The organism is Sorangium sp. So ce131 (assembly GCF_051519095.1).
In the GTDB taxonomy this organism is placed as follows: domain Bacteria; phylum Myxococcota_A; class Polyangia; order Polyangiales; family Polyangiaceae; genus Sorangium.
The window spans coordinates 1572954-1588272 of the sequence record NZ_CP150455.1 but is presented as its reverse complement, the minus strand read 5'-3'; the positions used below and the strand labels follow the sequence as shown (position 1 = coordinate 1588272).

At 71.0% G+C, this 15319-nt stretch carries 12 protein-coding genes; 9 read left to right on the top strand and 3 right to left on the bottom strand.

The genetic code is table 11. The features are described from left to right. The first annotated feature begins 171 nt into the window (after positions 1 to 171). On the top strand, positions 172 to 2484 hold the full coding sequence (locus WMF43_RS05745) for a D-alanine--D-alanine ligase family protein (protein WP_437678047.1): 2313 nt from the start codon (positions 172 to 174) through the stop codon (positions 2482 to 2484). Beyond that, positions 2481 to 3683 carry a P1 family peptidase gene (locus WMF43_RS05740; RefSeq protein ID WP_437678045.1) on the top strand — a complete coding sequence of 401 codons (1203 nt, stop codon included), beginning with the start codon at positions 2481 to 2483 and terminating at the stop codon, positions 3681 to 3683. Before WMF43_RS05745 ends, WMF43_RS05740 begins: the two co-directional genes overlap by 4 nt. Before the next feature lie 163 nt (positions 3684 to 3846). Here the strand turns inward: WMF43_RS05740 and WMF43_RS05735 are convergent, their stop codons facing one another. Together WMF43_RS05735 and WMF43_RS05730 are read right to left on the bottom strand one after the other, a co-directional pair. Beyond that, on the bottom strand, positions 3847 to 4224 hold the full coding sequence (locus WMF43_RS05735) for an STAS/SEC14 domain-containing protein (RefSeq protein WP_199789585.1): 378 nt from the start codon (positions 4222 to 4224) through the stop codon (positions 3847 to 3849). Positions 4225 to 4536: 312 nt separating this feature from the next. Further along, positions 4537 to 5751, bottom strand: coding sequence for a glycosyltransferase (locus tag WMF43_RS05730; protein WP_437678044.1), 1215 nt, complete (start codon positions 5749 to 5751; stop codon positions 4537 to 4539). A gap of 175 nt (positions 5752 to 5926) precedes the next feature. Between WMF43_RS05730 and WMF43_RS05725 the strand changes: the two genes are divergently transcribed. The 5 genes from WMF43_RS05725 to WMF43_RS05705 all read left to right on the top strand — a co-directional run bounded on the left by WMF43_RS05725 (position 5927) and on the right by WMF43_RS05705 (position 13190). Further along, the gene (locus WMF43_RS05725; protein WP_437678043.1) at positions 5927 to 7015 is read left to right on the top strand and encodes a Gfo/Idh/MocA family protein; all 1089 of its coding nucleotides are present in this window, start codon (positions 5927 to 5929) and stop codon (positions 7013 to 7015) included. Continuing rightward, on the top strand, positions 7012 to 8022 hold the full coding sequence (locus WMF43_RS05720; RefSeq protein ID WP_437678041.1) for an NAD-dependent epimerase/dehydratase family protein: 1011 nt from the start codon (positions 7012 to 7014) through the stop codon (positions 8020 to 8022). The genes WMF43_RS05725 and WMF43_RS05720 overlap by 4 nt, the downstream gene beginning before the upstream one ends. After that, positions 8019 to 10517, top strand: a complete 2499-nt coding sequence (locus WMF43_RS05715; protein ID WP_437678039.1) for a hypothetical protein — start codon at positions 8019 to 8021, stop codon at positions 10515 to 10517. Before WMF43_RS05720 ends, WMF43_RS05715 begins: the two co-directional genes overlap by 4 nt. A 208-nt stretch (positions 10518 to 10725) precedes the next feature. Next, positions 10726 to 11691: a hypothetical protein gene (locus WMF43_RS05710; RefSeq protein WP_437678037.1), complete on the top strand. Its 966-nt coding sequence runs from the start codon at positions 10726 to 10728 to the stop codon at positions 11689 to 11691. Between the two features lie 116 nt (positions 11692 to 11807). After that, a complete protein-coding gene (locus tag WMF43_RS05705; protein WP_437678035.1) occupies positions 11808 to 13190 on the top strand; it encodes an O-antigen ligase family protein in 1383 nt (460 codons plus the stop codon). Between the two features lie 233 nt (positions 13191 to 13423). Here WMF43_RS05705 and WMF43_RS05700 read toward each other — a convergent pair whose 3' ends face one another. Next, positions 13424 to 14155, bottom strand: coding sequence for a sugar transferase (locus WMF43_RS05700; protein ID WP_437678034.1), 732 nt, complete (start codon positions 14153 to 14155; stop codon positions 13424 to 13426). A gap of 91 nt (positions 14156 to 14246) precedes the next feature. Here WMF43_RS05700 and WMF43_RS05695 point away from each other — a divergent pair, with 91 nt between their 5' ends. Next, a complete protein-coding gene (locus WMF43_RS05695; protein ID WP_437678032.1) occupies positions 14247 to 14834 on the top strand; it encodes an ATP-binding protein in 588 nt (195 codons plus the stop codon). After that, the gene (locus WMF43_RS05690; RefSeq protein WP_044985570.1) at positions 14831 to 15130 is read left to right on the top strand and encodes an STAS domain-containing protein; all 300 of its coding nucleotides are present in this window, start codon (positions 14831 to 14833) and stop codon (positions 15128 to 15130) included. The genes WMF43_RS05695 and WMF43_RS05690 overlap by 4 nt, the downstream gene beginning before the upstream one ends. Positions 15131 to 15319: the final 189 nt, after the last annotated feature.

Sequence of the window (15319 nt, the reverse complement as noted above, 5' to 3'; positions counted from 1 at the left end):
CCGGCACGGAGACCGCCGCGGCGCTCCCTGCATTTTCAATGGCAAGCTTGACGCGCCGGGCGCAAACCCGCACACGCGAGCGCCTCCGACAGAGCGCCGCGGGGGGACACGGCCAGGGCGCGCGGCACGCCGCGCCCCCCGACGAGCGGCACGTACATTCCAGGAGAGATCATGCGCATCGCGCTCACGCACAACCTGAAGCTCACGGGGTCCGCCGAGGAAGCAGAGTTCGACAGCCCGGAGACCATCGACGCCATCGCCGGCGCGCTCGAGCGGGCCGGGCACGAGGTCGAGCGGATCGAGGTCAGCGGGCCGGCCTCCCGGGTCCTCGCGCGGCTCGAGGCGCTCCAGCCGGACCTCATCTTCAACACCGCCGAGGGCCACAAGGGCAAGACGCGCGAGGCGTTCTACCCGTCGCTCTTCGACGAGCTCGGGATCCCGTACACGGGCTCCGACGCCTACGCGCTCAACATCGCGCTCGACAAGTCGCTCACGAAGCGCCTGCTCGCGAGCTACGGCGTCACCACGCCGCGCGCCCGCCTCGTCAACCGGACCACCCTGGAGAGCGGCGCGCTCGACGACGTGAGCTTCCCGGTCATCGTGAAGCCGAACTTCGAGGGCTCCTCCAAGGGGATCTTCCGCGAGTGGAGCGTCTGCGAGGACGCGCACGAGCTCGCCGAGGTCGTCGAGCGGCAGCTCGCCCGCTTCGAGGCGGGGCTGCTCGTCGAGCGCTACATCGGCGGCGTCGACGTCGCGTGCTCCTTCGTCGACGGGCTCAAGGACGCGGGCGCCGGGCGGTCCGCGGGCGCGGACATCCCCGAGGGCGTGCTCGAGCCCGTCGAGTTCGTGATCGATCCCCAGGTGTCGGGCAGCTACAACGTCTACGACTTCAACCTGAAGCACGCGAAGCCCGAGCACGTGACGCTCCGGCCCGCGCAGCTGCCCGGGGCGACCCTCGAGCGCATCCGGTCGCTCACCGCGCGCATCGTGCGCGCCCTCGACCTCAAGGACCACGCCCGCTGCGAGTTCCGGGTCGCCCCGTCGTCCACGCGCAGCCAGGGCTACGACGTGCACTTCCTCGAGGTCGACGGGCTGCCGACGCTCCAGCCGGGCGCCAGCGTGTTCGTGGCCGCGGCGCGGCGCGGCGTCGACTTCGACGGCGTCATCCGGGCCATCGTGAGGAGCGCCTGCAAGCGGCGGGGTCTCCTGCCGCTCCTCGACAACAAGGAGCCGCGGCGGGCGAAGCGGAGCGCGCTCCGCGTCGGCTTCACCTACAACATGAAGCGGAGCGACACGGCGGTGTCCGACGGCGGCGCCGCGAGCAAGGCGGGCGCCGCCGCGCTGTACGACTCCGAGGCCGAGTTCGACTCGCCGCGCACCATCCAGGCGATCGCCAGCGCCATCGAGAGCTACGGCCACACCGTGGTCCCGCTCGAGGCGACCCCGGACCTGCCGCGCGCGCTCGCCGCCGCCGGGGTCGACGTCGTCTTCAACATCGCCGAGGGGCTGCGCGGCCGCGGCCGCGAGGCCCAGGTGCCGGCGCTCTGCGAGCTGCTCGGCATCCCCTACAGCGGCTCGGACGCGACCACGCTCTCGCTCGCCCTCGACAAGGGCCTCACGAAGCAGATCCTGCGCGCCGCCGGCATCGAGACGGCCGAGTGGCAGGTGGTCACGACCGGGCGCGAGAAGCTGAAGCCGTTCCGCTATCCGGTGATCGTCAAGCCGAACGCCGAGGGGACGTCGAAGGGGATCACCTCCGCGTCCGTGGTCAAGGACGAGGCCGCGGCGCGCGCGGCGGCGCGGCAGCTCGTCGAGCGTTACCACCAGCCGGCCCTCATCGAGGAGTACATCACCGGCCGCGAGTTCACGGTGGGCCTGCTCGGTGAGCGTCGGCCGAAGGTCCTGCCGCCGATGGAGGTCGTCTTCGTCGACCCGCCCACCTACCCCGTCTACGGCTACGACGAGAAGCAGTCGGACACGCCGCGGGTGCGCTTCGAGTGCCCCGCGCAGCTCACGCCGTCCGAGCTCCGCCGCATCGAGAAGGTCGTGCGCGACACGTTCACGGCGCTCGCCTGCCGCGACGTGGCCCGGGTCGATCTGCGCATGACCAAGGACGGCAGGGTGTACGTGATCGAGATCAACCCGCTCCCCGGCCTGACGCCCGACTTCAGCGACCTCTGCCAGATCGCCAAGGTGGCGGGCATGGATTACCGCACGCTGATCGGCGAGATCATGGCCGGCTGCCTCAAGCGCCACCGCGACGCGCGCGCCGCGCCGCCCCGGACCGCCGCGCTCCCGGCGGCGCCCGCGCCGGCCGGGGCGCCGGCCTCCGCCCCGCTCCAGTCCGCGGCGGCCCCTGCGCCCGCGGAGGCCCCTGCGCCCGCGGAGGCCGCCGCGCCGTCCGCCGAGCGCGCCGGCCCCTCGCCGCTCGTGGAGCCCCACGCGCCCCTGTCCGCCGCGGGCCCGGAGGCGACCGGCCCATGACCGCCCCTCCCCCGCGGGTCGTGCGTCCCCGGCTGCGGGATCTCGGCATCGCGATCGGCCGCTTTCCGACCGGTCGCGACAACGCGATCACGGACGTCGCCGGGGTGCGCGTGGGTCACGTGACCAAGGTCGAAGGCGAGGGCGAGCTCGTCCCCGGCATCGGCCCGGTGCGCACCGGCGTGACCGCGGTCGTCCCCGCCGAGGGCGACGTCTTCCTCGATCGGGTGTTCACCGCGAGCTACGTGCTGAACGGCGCCGGCGAGGTCACCGGCCTCACGCAGATCAACGAGTGGGGCCTCTGCGAGACCCCGATCCTGCTCTGCAGCACGTTGTGTGTCGGCCGCGTGCTCGACGCCACGGTCGCGTGGCTCTCCCAGCTGCACCCGAAGATCGGAAAGGAGTACGACGTCGCGATCCCGGTCGTGGCCGAGTGTGACGACAGCTACCTGAACGACGCCGTGGGCCGCCACGTCATGCAGGCGGACGTCATCGCCGCGCTCGAGACCGCCCGCGGGGGCGCCGTGGACGAGGGGTGCGTCGGCGCCGGCACCGGCATGCAGACCTTCCACTTCGCGGGCGGGATCGGCACCTCCAGCCGCCGCGTCCCGATGGCCGGCCTCGACGTCTCCGTGGGCGCGCTCGTGCTCTCGAACTTCGGCGACCGCGATCTGCTGCGCGTGGACGGCGTCCCGGTGGGCCGCCTCATCAGCGACCGCTTCGCGCACATCCCGCGGCGGGGCCCGGCCGGCTCGATCATCGTGCTCGTGGCCACGGACGCCCCCCTGATCCATCGCCAGCTCTCCCGCCTCGCGCGCCGCGCCGCGCTCGCGATCGGCCGCACCGGCGGCTACGCGGCCAACAACTCCGGCGAGATCGTCCTCGCCTGGAGCACCGCGAACCGCGTCCCGCGCCTCGCCGCCGACGATCCGGCTGTGCCCCGCTCCAGCCGCTCCCTCAGCGCGCGCCCCATCGCCCCCGGCCGTCACATGGCCGAGGTCGTCCTGGACACCGAGCTCGACCCCCTCTTCGAGGCCGCCGTGGACGTCGTAGAGGAGGCGATCCTCAACGCCATCTGCGCCGGCGTCGACATGACCGGCCACAGCGCCCACCACGCCCCCGCCCTCCCCCTCGACGCCGTAGCCGAGATCCTAAAGCAGTACCGCCCCCCCCACCCCTCCGACCCCCGCCCCTCTCTATAACGCGGCCCCTCCCCCCGCCCCCGGGTCCACGCCCGCCCAGAGAGGCGGTCGCCCGCACAGGAGACGGGCCCAGATCGGCGTTTTCGGCGCGGAAGCGCACTCCCGTGCGCTGAGCACCGAAAACGCCGAGATGGGCCCGTATCCGAAGCGGGCGCCCGCCTCTCTATTCGGGGTCGCCGTGGAGGAGCCACTCGTGGGCGGCGTCCTCGTCCCAGAACCGCCGGAGGACCTTGTCCGTGCCGCTCTCGCGCGCGACGCGGTTGAGCTGCAGCGCGACGATGTCGCTCTCGATGATCTCCGCCACGCGCATCACCCCGAGCTCCAGCCCGAACTCCTGGACGGCGCGGATCTTCTCCGCCACGTCGGGCGCCATCGGCCGGAAGCCCCGGACGTCCGCCTTGATCTTGATTTCCCGGCCCTGGAGGCTCTCGCACGCCTTCCTCAGCTCGCTGACGAAGTGCTCCATCTCTTCGAGGCGGACACGGCCCTCGAGAACGAAATCCACCATGGCGTGGATCCGGTCGACTTTGATCTCGAACACGTTGAGAGACCTCCTGCCAGATTCCCGAAGGGGCGGGACGGGGCGGCGAAATCATACCCCGGATCGCGGCGGGCGAGCCTCCGGATCGCCCCGCGCTGGCCGCGGCGACGCCGGTATCCGGCGGTAGGGAGCGCGCTCGGCGCGGGAGGGAGCGCGCTCGGCGCGGGGCTCTGGCGGCGCGAGGCGCACCGGACGCGCAGCTTCCTGGAAATACGCCGCGCCGCGCCCTCGGCGGGAGCGTCGCCTGGGCAGGCGCCGGGGGGCCGCCGGGAGGTCGCGCCCCCCCCGGGGGGGGCTCGACGTCCTGCGCCGCTATTTGCCGTGCCCGCGCCGCGCGGCGATCGCCTTCTCGTAGATCGTCGGGTACTGCGAGAGCAGCGTGGGCCATTGCCGCTCCTTGAGGATCCATTCCCGCGCGTTCTTGCCCACCTGATCGAGGCGCTCCTGGTCCTTCAGGGCCTCGACGCACCGCCGCGTGAGGTCGGCGCTGTCGCCCGCCTTGAAGACGAACCCCGTCTCGCCATAACGCACGAGCTCTCCCATCGCCGGGACGTCGCTCACCATCACGGGGCGGGCCATCGACATCGCCTCCAGGGGCTTGAGCGGTGTCGTGAGGGCGGTCGTCCGGGTCCGGATGCGCGGATAAACGAGCAGGCTCGCCATCGCGTAGATGTTGAACACCTCGTCGTGCGGCACCCGCCCGGTGAACGTCACCTTGGACTCCACCCCTCTTTCCCGGGCGAACGCCTTGAGCTCCATCTCCTGGCCGCCGGCCCCCGTGATCACGACGTGCGCGTCCGGGATCTCCTTGGCGATGTCGCCGATCGCCGCGATGAGCGTCTGGAGCCCCTCGTACGGCTGGAACGTGCCGACATACCCGATGATCCGCTTGCCGGCGACGCCGAAGCGCTCCCACGCGCCCGGCGGCGGCTCGCGCGGCGCGAACTTGTCCGAGTCGACGCCGTTGCCCACGACGTAGAGCGCGTCCGCGCTGCGCACCCGCGGCGCGACCGCGTTCTTCAGGCTCTCGCAGATCGTGACCGTCGCGTCGGCGTACTTGTACACGATGGTCTCGAGGCCGGCCGCGATCTTGTACGGCACCGAGTCCTCGGCGAACTTGCCGCGGTCCACGGAGGCGTTCTCCCAGAGGTCGCGCACCTCGTAGACGAGCGGGAGCCGGAAGCGGCGCGCGGCGGCGAGCGCCGGCAGCCCGATCAGCATCGGCGAGTGCGCGTGCACGAGGTCGGGCTTGAACTCCCGGATCGCGTCCTCGACGCGCGACTCCAGCGCCCGCATGAGCGAGAGCTCCCGGACGACCGGCAGCTTCTTGCCGGGCGGCTCGCGCGTCCGAAAGTAGCTGATGCCGCGGATCTCCTCGCGCAGCACCTCGCCCGACCCCTGCTGCGCCGACGTCACCACCGCCGGCTGCAGCCCGTGCTCTGCCTGGTGCCGGATGATGTAGTCGCTGCGGATCGTGTACCCCGCCATCACCGGCAGCGACGTATGAAGAACATGAAGCACGCGCACCGCTCACCACCCTTCTTGATGTGATGCGCCGCGCAGCCTACCCGACGCCGCCGCGATCGTCACCAGACTCGTCCACCCCGCGCCGCGGCGTCTACACCGCGCGCGGTGGTAGACGCCGCGCGCGGTCGTAGAGCCTAGCTCTCGGCCGCCTCGTTGCGGTACGCTCCGCCGCCCCATGACCCTCAAAATCGCGATCGTCGGCTGCGGCAAGATCGCCGACGGCCACATCGAAGAGATCCAGAAGATGCCGGAGCGGGCTCGGGTCGTCGCCGTGTGCGACCTCGAGCTCCTGATGGCCGAGCAGATCGCGGTGCGCTACGGCGTCCCGAGCCACTACGACTCGTTCGACCGGATGCTCGACGTCGAGAAGCCCGACGTCGTGCACATCACCACCCCTCCGCAGTCGCACCTCTTCCTCGCGCGGCGCGCGATCGAGGCGGGCGCCCACGTCTACGTGGAGAAGCCGATCGCGCTGAACCTCGCGGACGTGCGGCAGCTCATCGAGCTCTGCACCGCCGCCGGGAAGAAGATGACCGTCGGCTGGGAGTACCTCTTCGACCCGCCGGCCGTCGAGATGCGCGAGCTCATCACCGAGGGCCTGCTCGGCGACCCCGTCCACGTCGAGAGCTGCTTCGGCTACAACCTCTCCGGCCCGTTCGGGGCGGCGCTGCTCGGCGACGGCGCGCACTGGGTCCATCGCCTCCCCGGCAAGCTGTTCCACAACAACATCGATCACCTGCTGAACAAGGTGGTCGAGTTCGTCGACGACGAGCAGCCGAAGGTCACCGCGACCGCCTACGCGCTCCGGGAGAAGCGCTTCGGCGACAGCCGCGACGACATGCTGGACGAGCTCCGCGTCATGGTGCAGGGCGCGCGCGTCAGCGCCTATGGGACGTTCTCGTCGCACGCGCGGCCGCCGGGCCACTTCCTCCGCGTCTACGGCACGAAGAACACCCTCCACGTCGACTTCACGAGCCGCACCGTCACGCTCGACGCGTCGCCGAAGCTGCCGAGCGCGATCGGGCGCGTCGTGCCCGCGTTCGATCAGGCCCTCTCGTACCTGCGCGAGGGGGGCAAGAACGTGGTGAAGTTCGCCCGCAGCGACTTCCACTTCTTCTCGGGGATGAACCGGCTGATCGGGCTCTTTTACGACAGCATCACCCGCGGCGCGGAGCTGCCCATCTCGTACCGGGACATGATCCGGGTCGCGTGGATGATGGATGAGATCTTCCGGCAGGTCCCGCAGGAGAAGGCGCGCACATGAAAGTCCTAGTCACCGGCTCGAACGGCTTCCTCGGCTCGGCGCTCGTCGACCGGCTGCTCGCCCACGGCGAGACCGACATCCGCTGCCTCGTCCGCCCCGCGAGCAACCGCGCCCGGCTCGAGGAGATCGAGCGGAAGCGGGGCGCCGCGCTCGAGGTCACGGTGGGCTCCCTCGGCTCGAAGGAGGCGGCGGAGCGCGCGGTCGAGGGCGTCGACGTCGTCTACCACGTCGCCGCGGCCATGGGCGGCGCGCCCGCGGACATGTTCCTGAACACCGTGGTCGCCTCGAAGAACCTGCTCGAGGCGCTGGTCCACACGGGCCGGTCCCCCCGGGTCATCCTGATCAGCTCCTTCGGCGTCTACGGCGTGGCCGACCTCCCGCGCGGGTACATCGTCGACGAGAACACGCCGCTCGAGTCGCGCCCCGAGCAGCGGGACCTCTACTCGCAGGCGAAGCTCCGGCAGGAGAAGCTCTTCTGGGAGTACCAGGCGCGCTACGGCTTCCCGCTGACCGTGATCCGCCCCGGCGTCATCTACGGCCCGGGCGGCAACGCCTTCTCCGGCCGCGTCGGGATGAACCTGTTCGGCGTCTTCCTGCACCTCGGCGGGAGCAACCTGCTCCCGCTCACGTACGTCGACAACTGCGCCGAGGCGATCGCCGTCGCCGGCCGCAGCGACGTCGCGAAGGGGCAGGTCTACAACGTCCACGACGACGACCTGCCCACGTGCGACGCCTACCTCGCCCGCTACAAGCGCGAGGTGAGGCCGCTCCGCTCGGTCCGGGTCCCCTACGTCGCCCTCTCCGGGATATCGAAGCTCGTCGCGCGGTACCACGCCCACTCGAAGGGGCAGCTGCCGGCCATCTTCACGCCCTACAAGACGGCGACCACGTGGAAGGGCAACCGCTTCGACAACACGAAGCTGAAGGCGCTCGGCTGGAAGCAGCTGGTCTCCACGGAGGAGGGCCTCCAGCGCACGTTCGCCTATCTCCGGGAACACGGCAAATGAGGCGCCGGCGGCCCGGCGCGGCGGTCGCGTCGCTCGCGCTCGCCGCCGCGGTCGCGGCCTCCGCGGGCGGCCTCGCCGGCTGTGACCGGCGGCAGACCCCCGGGCCGCCGACCCCCGCCGTGCAGGGCGGCGCGCAGACGCAGGAGGCCGCCGCCGCCCTCGCCGCCGCGCCGCCGGAGGCGCCCTCGTTCGCGGCGCCGCCGGCGCCGCCGGCCTCTCCCGCCAAGGGGCACCCGAGGCTCTGGGTGCGCGAGGCCGACCTGCCGAAGCTCAGGGCGCGCGCCACGCGCGCGAACCCCCTCTTCAGGGAGCTCGAGGCCCTCGCGGTGGAGGCCGCGGCGGCGATGGACAAGGGCCAGGTCCCCTCCGAGGGCGACTGCACGGCGGCCCGCGTCTTCTGCGAGTCGCAGGCCGAGCTGTTCGCCTTCATGTCGCTCCTCTCCGGCGAGCAGGCGGCCCGCGACCAGTACGCCGCGCGCGCGCGGAAGATCCTGCTCCACATCGCCGACCGCGTGGCCAAGGGCGACCCCGACGGCGTCTTCAAGGGCCGCTTCTCGACGGGCGACCGCGCCCGCTGGGCCGGCGAGTCGTTCGGCCTCGCGGTCGACTGGATCTACGGCTACCTCTCGGCCGCGGACAAGGCGGCCATCCGGACGATGTTCCTCCGCTGGGCCGAGGAGCAGCTGAAGTCGTCCACGACGAGCCACGACCACCCCGAGCCGGCGGGGAAGCTGAACGATCCGGTGCTGCTGAAGGAGCCGAAGAAGCGCCGGTACGCCGTGAACAACTACTTCACGTCGCACATGCGCAACCTCACGCTCATGTCGCTCGCGTTCGACGAGGCCGACGATCCGCCGGATCCGAAGCACGACGGCGCGTACCCGCGGCTCCGGGACTACTTCACGAGCGTGACCGGGGCGTGGCTCTACATGAGCGACCAGGTCCTCAGGAACGATGCGCGCGGCGGGTCGGCGCCGGAGGGCTTCCAGTACGGCCGCTACACGCTGGCCTACGTGAGCCAGACGCTGCTCGCCATCCAGACGGCCGGCGAGGCCGACCCGGCGAAGTGGGGCCCGCAGGTGCACCTCGACGGCAACCCCTTCTGGCACGAGATGATCCCGGCCCACCTGCACAGCCTGAGCCCCGGCACGGCGGCGGGCCGGCTCGGTCCGACCCACGAGGCCGCGTGGTCCGGCGACGGCCAGAGCTACGAGCTCACCGATCACATCGACGCGTTCGCCGCGCTCGGCCTGCACGCCGAGAACAGCGGCAACGCCGAGCGCCTGAACGCGCTCCGCTGGATGGCGATCCACCTGGGCCCCGGCGGCCCCGCGGCGCTCGCGCGGCGCGCCCGCTCGGCGGGCGAGGATCACCGGCGCCACCCCATCCTGTACTTCCTGCTGCTCGACCCGGCGGTCACCCCGACCGACCCGCGCCCCAAGGTCCCGCTCTCGCACCACGGCGCCGGCCTCGGTGAGGTCTCCGCGCGCACGGGCTGGGGGCCCGACGCGTCGTGGTTCCACTTCCGGCTCGGCTGGGAGCACATCGATCACCAGCACGGCGACGGCCTCAGCTTCGGCTTCTACCGGGGCGGCGAGTGGCTCACGAAGGAGCGCGTCGGGTACGGCTCCTTCTTCTCGGGCTCCGAGCAGCACAACACCCTCACCGTCGAGAACGACAAGGTCCAGCACCACGAGGATCCCGACCGGGCCTGGCTCTGGAAGAGCGGATCCCAGTGGCCGCTCGTGCACACGGAAGATCCCCGGGTGCTCGCGAGGAGCCTCGCGCAGGACTACACCTACGTCCTCGGCGACGCGACCGCGCTCTACAACTCCAGGTACGAGAACATCGTCGACGTGACGCACGTCAGCCGCTCGATCGTGTGGCTCAAGCCGGACCACCTCGTGGTCTACGATCGCGCCGCGACGGGCAAGCAGGGCCGCTTCAAGCGCTTCTTCCTGCAGACGCCGACGGTCGCGCAGGTCGCGGGGAAGGTCGCGACCGTCACGACGCCGAAGGAGCAGAGGCTCTTCGTGACCACGCTCCAGCCGGAGAACGCCGCGATCACGGCCGAGGAGTACAAGGCGGGGGGCACCTGGGAGACCAAGCCGGCCGCGTCCGAGCCGATGCGCGGCATCCTGCGGGTCGAGCCGTCCACGATGCCGAAGGACGCGCGTTTCCTCCACGTCCTCCAGGGCGCGCCCCGCGGCGGCGCGGCGGATCCGGCGGAGGCCGTGATCACGAAGCGCGGGACGCCGTTCGCGGGCGCGGCGGTGCGGGGGACGCTGGTCCTGTTCCCGGTCAACGTCGGCGCCGTCGCCGAGGTGCAGTACACGGCGCCTCCCGGCGTGAAGCGGCACCTCGTCACGGGGCTCGCGCCCGGCGCCTCGTACGACGTGATCAAGAAGGCCGCGGGCGGAGGCGGCGCCGAGGAGATCACGATCCGCCCCGGCTCCGCCGCCAAGGCCGACGAGGGCGGCGTCCTCTCCTTCTGAGCGCCGGGCTCGCGCCGTTGCGCCGGGATGAAGCCGTGGCGCGGGATCACGCCGCGGCGCCGCGCGCCGGGATCACGCCGCGGCGCAGAGCGCCGACACCACGCCGTCGCCCCGCGCCGGCCGGCTTGTCCTCGGCGCGCCCCGCTGAGATAATCCAGCGTCGCTGTCTGCGTCCTCTCGTCCGTCTGCGTCCTCTCGTGGAGGCCTCATGAGCAAGAAGCACCTCGTCTCTGCCGGCGCTTTCCTCGTCGCGCTGGGCGCCCTCTTCATCCCCATCGAGGGCAAGGCGCCCGCCGCGACCGGCCCCATCGTCAAGGCGAGCGCGCTCGATCTGTCGGCCTACTCGAGCGCCCGGCCCGACGCCCCGCTGGACCTCCTGTTCATCCACCACTCGACCGGGGGCCAGCTGCTCACGGATCCCGGCCCCGAGAAGGAGAAGGCGTCGTGCGTCTACGAGGCGCACCCGAACGGCGGCGGGCTCCGGAGGAAGCTCACGGAGCAGGGCTACCGCGTCCACGAGGCCTCCTACGGGAGCGAGATCGGCGAGAACACCGACCTCTTCGACTGGGCGCCCAAGTTCCGCGACAAGATGGACAAGGTGCTCCGGGTCTCGCTGAACGACCAGGCGCTCCCGGACGGCGCCGTGAACCGCATCGTCCTCTTCAAGTCCTGCTACCCCAACAACCGCTTCGTCGGCGAGGGCACCGCCCCCGGCCACCCGGCCGGCCCGGAGCTCACGGTCTGGAACGCGAAGGCGACGCTGGCGTCGCTGCTCCCCGAGCTCGCGAAGCGCAAGGACACGCTGTTCGTCTACGTCACCGCCCCGGGCAACGTCCAGAAGCGCTCGAAGGATCCCGCCTGGAAATGGGCCGCGAAGCGCGTCCTCGGCAAGCCCTCCGAGGCCGAGATCGGGCAGCGCCAGGCCGACCTCGCGCGCGTGTTCAACAACTGGGTCAAGTCGCCGGACGGCTGGCTCCGCGGTTATCCCGAGAAGAACGTCGTCGTCTTCGACTACTACGACGTGCTCACGAACCGGGGCGAGTCCAACTTCTCCCTGCACGGCTCGGAGGGCAACACCGACAACCACCCGTCGCGCGAGGGGAACGAGAAGGCCGCGGACGAGTTCGTGCCGTTCCTGAACCAGGCCGTGCGCCGCGCGGGGCTCAGCACGTAGCGGCGCGAGCCTGGCCCGGGGCGGGCCGCTCGAGCGCGCAAGCTGCTTGACGCGGGCGGCCATCCTCCGGAACGTCCTCCTCCACCCGAACCGCGCCTCCGCCGAGGGTCCTCGCCATGCTCGCGCTCCCCGGGGTCATCCTTCTCATCATCTTCATCTACGGCAGGCCTCAGGAGTGGGATGAGCGCTTCGAGGCCCTGCCGTTCCTGTACCTCTGGCTCGGCCTCGCCTTCATGGGCATGGGCCTCGACCTCGCCATGGGCAAGGTCAAGCTCAAGGCGACCCCGCAGCTGCGGTGGGCGATCGTCGTCTACCTCTGGTGCGTGTTCACGCTCGGCGTCAGGAACCCCGCCGAGTTCTCCGAGGGGTTCGTCTCGATCAGCGTGACGTTCGTGCTCTTCTTCCTGATCGGGCACAGCGTCGACAGCTTCGCCGGCTTCCGGAAGCTCGCCACCACGGTGCTCATCATGGGGCTCTTCGTGGCGGGCGTCGCCGTGCACCAGGGGTTCTCGCCGTTCCAGTGCCTCGCGATGACCGAGACCATCGCGGGCTCGCGCGGCGAGGCGGGCATCCCCGACGGCCGATCGTGCGAGAGGCGCGTGGACTGCCGCGAGAGCGCGGGCGCCGATCCCGACGCCGAGTACCTGTGCGAGCGCGTCGGCCTGTTCAAGACGACGACGATCAACGGCCGCGTGCGGTGGCGCGGCGTGCTCCAGGATCCCAACGAGCTCGCGCTCACGTCGGGCATCGTGCTGCCGTTCAGCTTCGCGCTCTTCGAGCAGAAGCGATCGTTCACGCGCGCGCTGCTCGTCCTCACGTCGCTCATCGTGATCGCGACCGCGATCATCCTCACGCAGTCGCGCGGCGGCCAGCTCGTCTTCGCGACGGTGCTCGGCGTCTACTTCGTCAAGAAGTACGGCATCCGCGGCGCGATCTTCGGCGCGATCTTCGCGGCCCCGCTCATGCTGCTCGGCGGCCGCGAGGGCGGAGAGGCGGAGGAGTCGGCGAACGAGCGCACCGAGATCCTGGCCGAGGGCCTCCTCATCTGGCGCATGTTCCCGCTGATGGGCGCGGGCTTCCGCCAGTTCACCGAGCACCACTGGCTCACGGCGCACAACGCGTACCTGCTCTCGCTCGCGGAGCTCGGCCCGCTCGGCATGTTCACGTGGACGGCGCTGATCTACCTCACCCTCAAGATCTCGCTGACCGCGCTCAAGCGGTACGAGCATGGCGCCCAGTTCGCGATGATCCGGGCCTGGTCGATGGCGATCCTCTCCGGGTTCTGCGGGATGATGGTCGGGATCTTCTTCCTCTCGTTCACCTACCACTACGTGCTCTGGATCTACTTCGGCCTCGCCGGGGCGCTGTACTCCGCCATCCGGGGCGTCGACCCCAATTTCTCGGTCCGGCTCGAGAAGCGCGACGTGCTCCGGCTCGTCGGGGTCGACGTCGGCCTGGTGCTCGCGCTCACCCTGTACACCAAGGCCAAGGGCTACTGAGGGCGCGGGCGCTCGGCGCTTCCCCGCGCGGGAGCGCGCTCGGCGCGCCGCTGTGCGGGGGGCGCGCGCTGTGCGGGGGTGCGCCGCTGTGCGGGGGGTGCGCCGCTGTGCGGGAGTGCGCAGCGCGCCACTTGCGCCCTCGCGCAGGCGCGCGCCGTGCGCAGCCGTGCAGGACGCAGTCGGGCCGCGCGATGGCCGGCGGGCTCAGCCGCCCGTGGCGCTCGGCCGCGGGCTCAGCGCCCGAGGCCGAGGACCATGACGAGCGGGGTCTTCAGGATGATCGAGAGCTCCATCTGCAGGAAGGTCGAGAGCTTCTCGAGCGACGCGGCGTACGCGAGGTCGAACAGGAGCTTCATCCGCATGTCGTCGGCCTCGGCGCCCTCGGCCTCCTCGAGGCCGAACGGGTTGGTCAACGTCGCCTCGAAGGCGGCGACCTCGCTCTCGGCGGGGGCCCGGCCGGAGTAGCCCAGCGAGACCTGCGCGAGCCCCGTGATGCCCGGCTTGATGTCGCGCATCCGTTCCTCGAAGAACGGAATCGCGAGCGCCAGGTTGACGAGCAGCTCGGGCCGCTCGGGCCGCGGCCCGACGAGGCTCATGTCGCCCATGAGCACGCTCCAGAACTGCGGGATCTCGTCCAGGCGCGTCTTGCGAAGGAAGCGCCCGACGCGTGTGATGCGCGGATCGTCCTGCTGCGCCAGCACGGGCCCGGTCATCTTCTCCGCGTCCACGCGCATGGTACGGAACTTGCGCATGTGGAACTCGACGAATCGCGGGTAACTCACGCCGTCCCGCACTTCCGTGCCGAGGAGCATCCCGGCGCGGCGCTGCATATAGAAGATCGGCCCGGGCGACTCGAGGTAGACGGCCGCGCCGATGAGGGGGTAGAGCGGGAGGGTCAGCGTGAGCCCCACCAGGGAGCCCGCGATGTCGATCGCACGTTTGGCTACACGAACGCCAGGTGTCACTTTTACCTTGTGGCTCCCATAGTCGAGAACGTGGTAGGGTACAAGCTCGGATGGAGGTTTGGGCGTGATCCGACTCCGTGTACCAGGTTCATTGACCTATCGCCACCTCGCCCTCCGCGTAGTGGCGGCCGCATGCAAGATGGCCGCGCCAGGGAGGGTCGATGGCGGGTCGTCCGGCCTGAGCCAGGAGGATTTCGAGGCCCAGACCGTCTCGGCGTTCGGCGAGGCGTTCAACAACATCGCGATTCACGGGTACCGCGCCGGCCCGCCGGGCGACGTCGACATCGAGATCGAGTCCGACGAGGACGGCATCGTCATCCGCTTGATGGACACGGGGTGCAGCTTCGATCCCGCGAGCATCGAGAACCCCCCCATCGACGACCTTCCCGAGTCCGGGATGGGGCTCTTCATCATCAAGTCGTTCATGGATGAGGTCGACTACTGTCCCGGCAGGCCGAATGTCCTCCGCCTGGTGAAGCGGCGGGAGGGCAGCTCGTGCACCGCCGACGACGGGAGCGACGGCAGCGACGGGAGCGACGGGAGCGACGGCAGCAGCGGACAGGAGCACACCGACGCCGATTTCGTTGAGGCGAAGGGGCATCGGACGAGTAGGTTTCGAATGCGGAGCGTCTCCCGATCGGGCGCGACCCGCGCCGCAGGGGGCATTAAAATACAATGAGCTATACGCGGACCGATAACGGCAATGAGACGGTCGTGCAGTTCGAGGGGACCCTCGACGCAGTGACCGCACCGGAGTTCAGGACGTTGGTGGACGAGCTGGTCGCGGAGAACCGGCAGAACATCACGCTCGAGCTGTCGTCCCTCCGGCTGATCGACAGCTCAGGCGTCGGCGTCATCGTCTCGCTCTTCAAGCGGGTGCGCGCCAACGGCGGCCAGGTGCGGATCGTCGGGCTGAGGGATCAGCCGCGCGCGATCTTCCGCCTGCTGCGCCTCGATCGGGTGTTCCCGACGTGAGCTTGGGTGGCGGCGCGCTCGCCCTCGGCGTGGCGGTCGCGGCGCCTGCAGCGGCTGCGGCGGTGGCGCCGGGCGGGCACCGCCGCCGCGCGACGCATGCCCGCCGCGCGACGCATGCCCGCCGCGCGACGCATGCATAAGCGCAGGCCGCGTGTAACAAGCTGGCGCTCTGGCGTCGCACGTCTACCA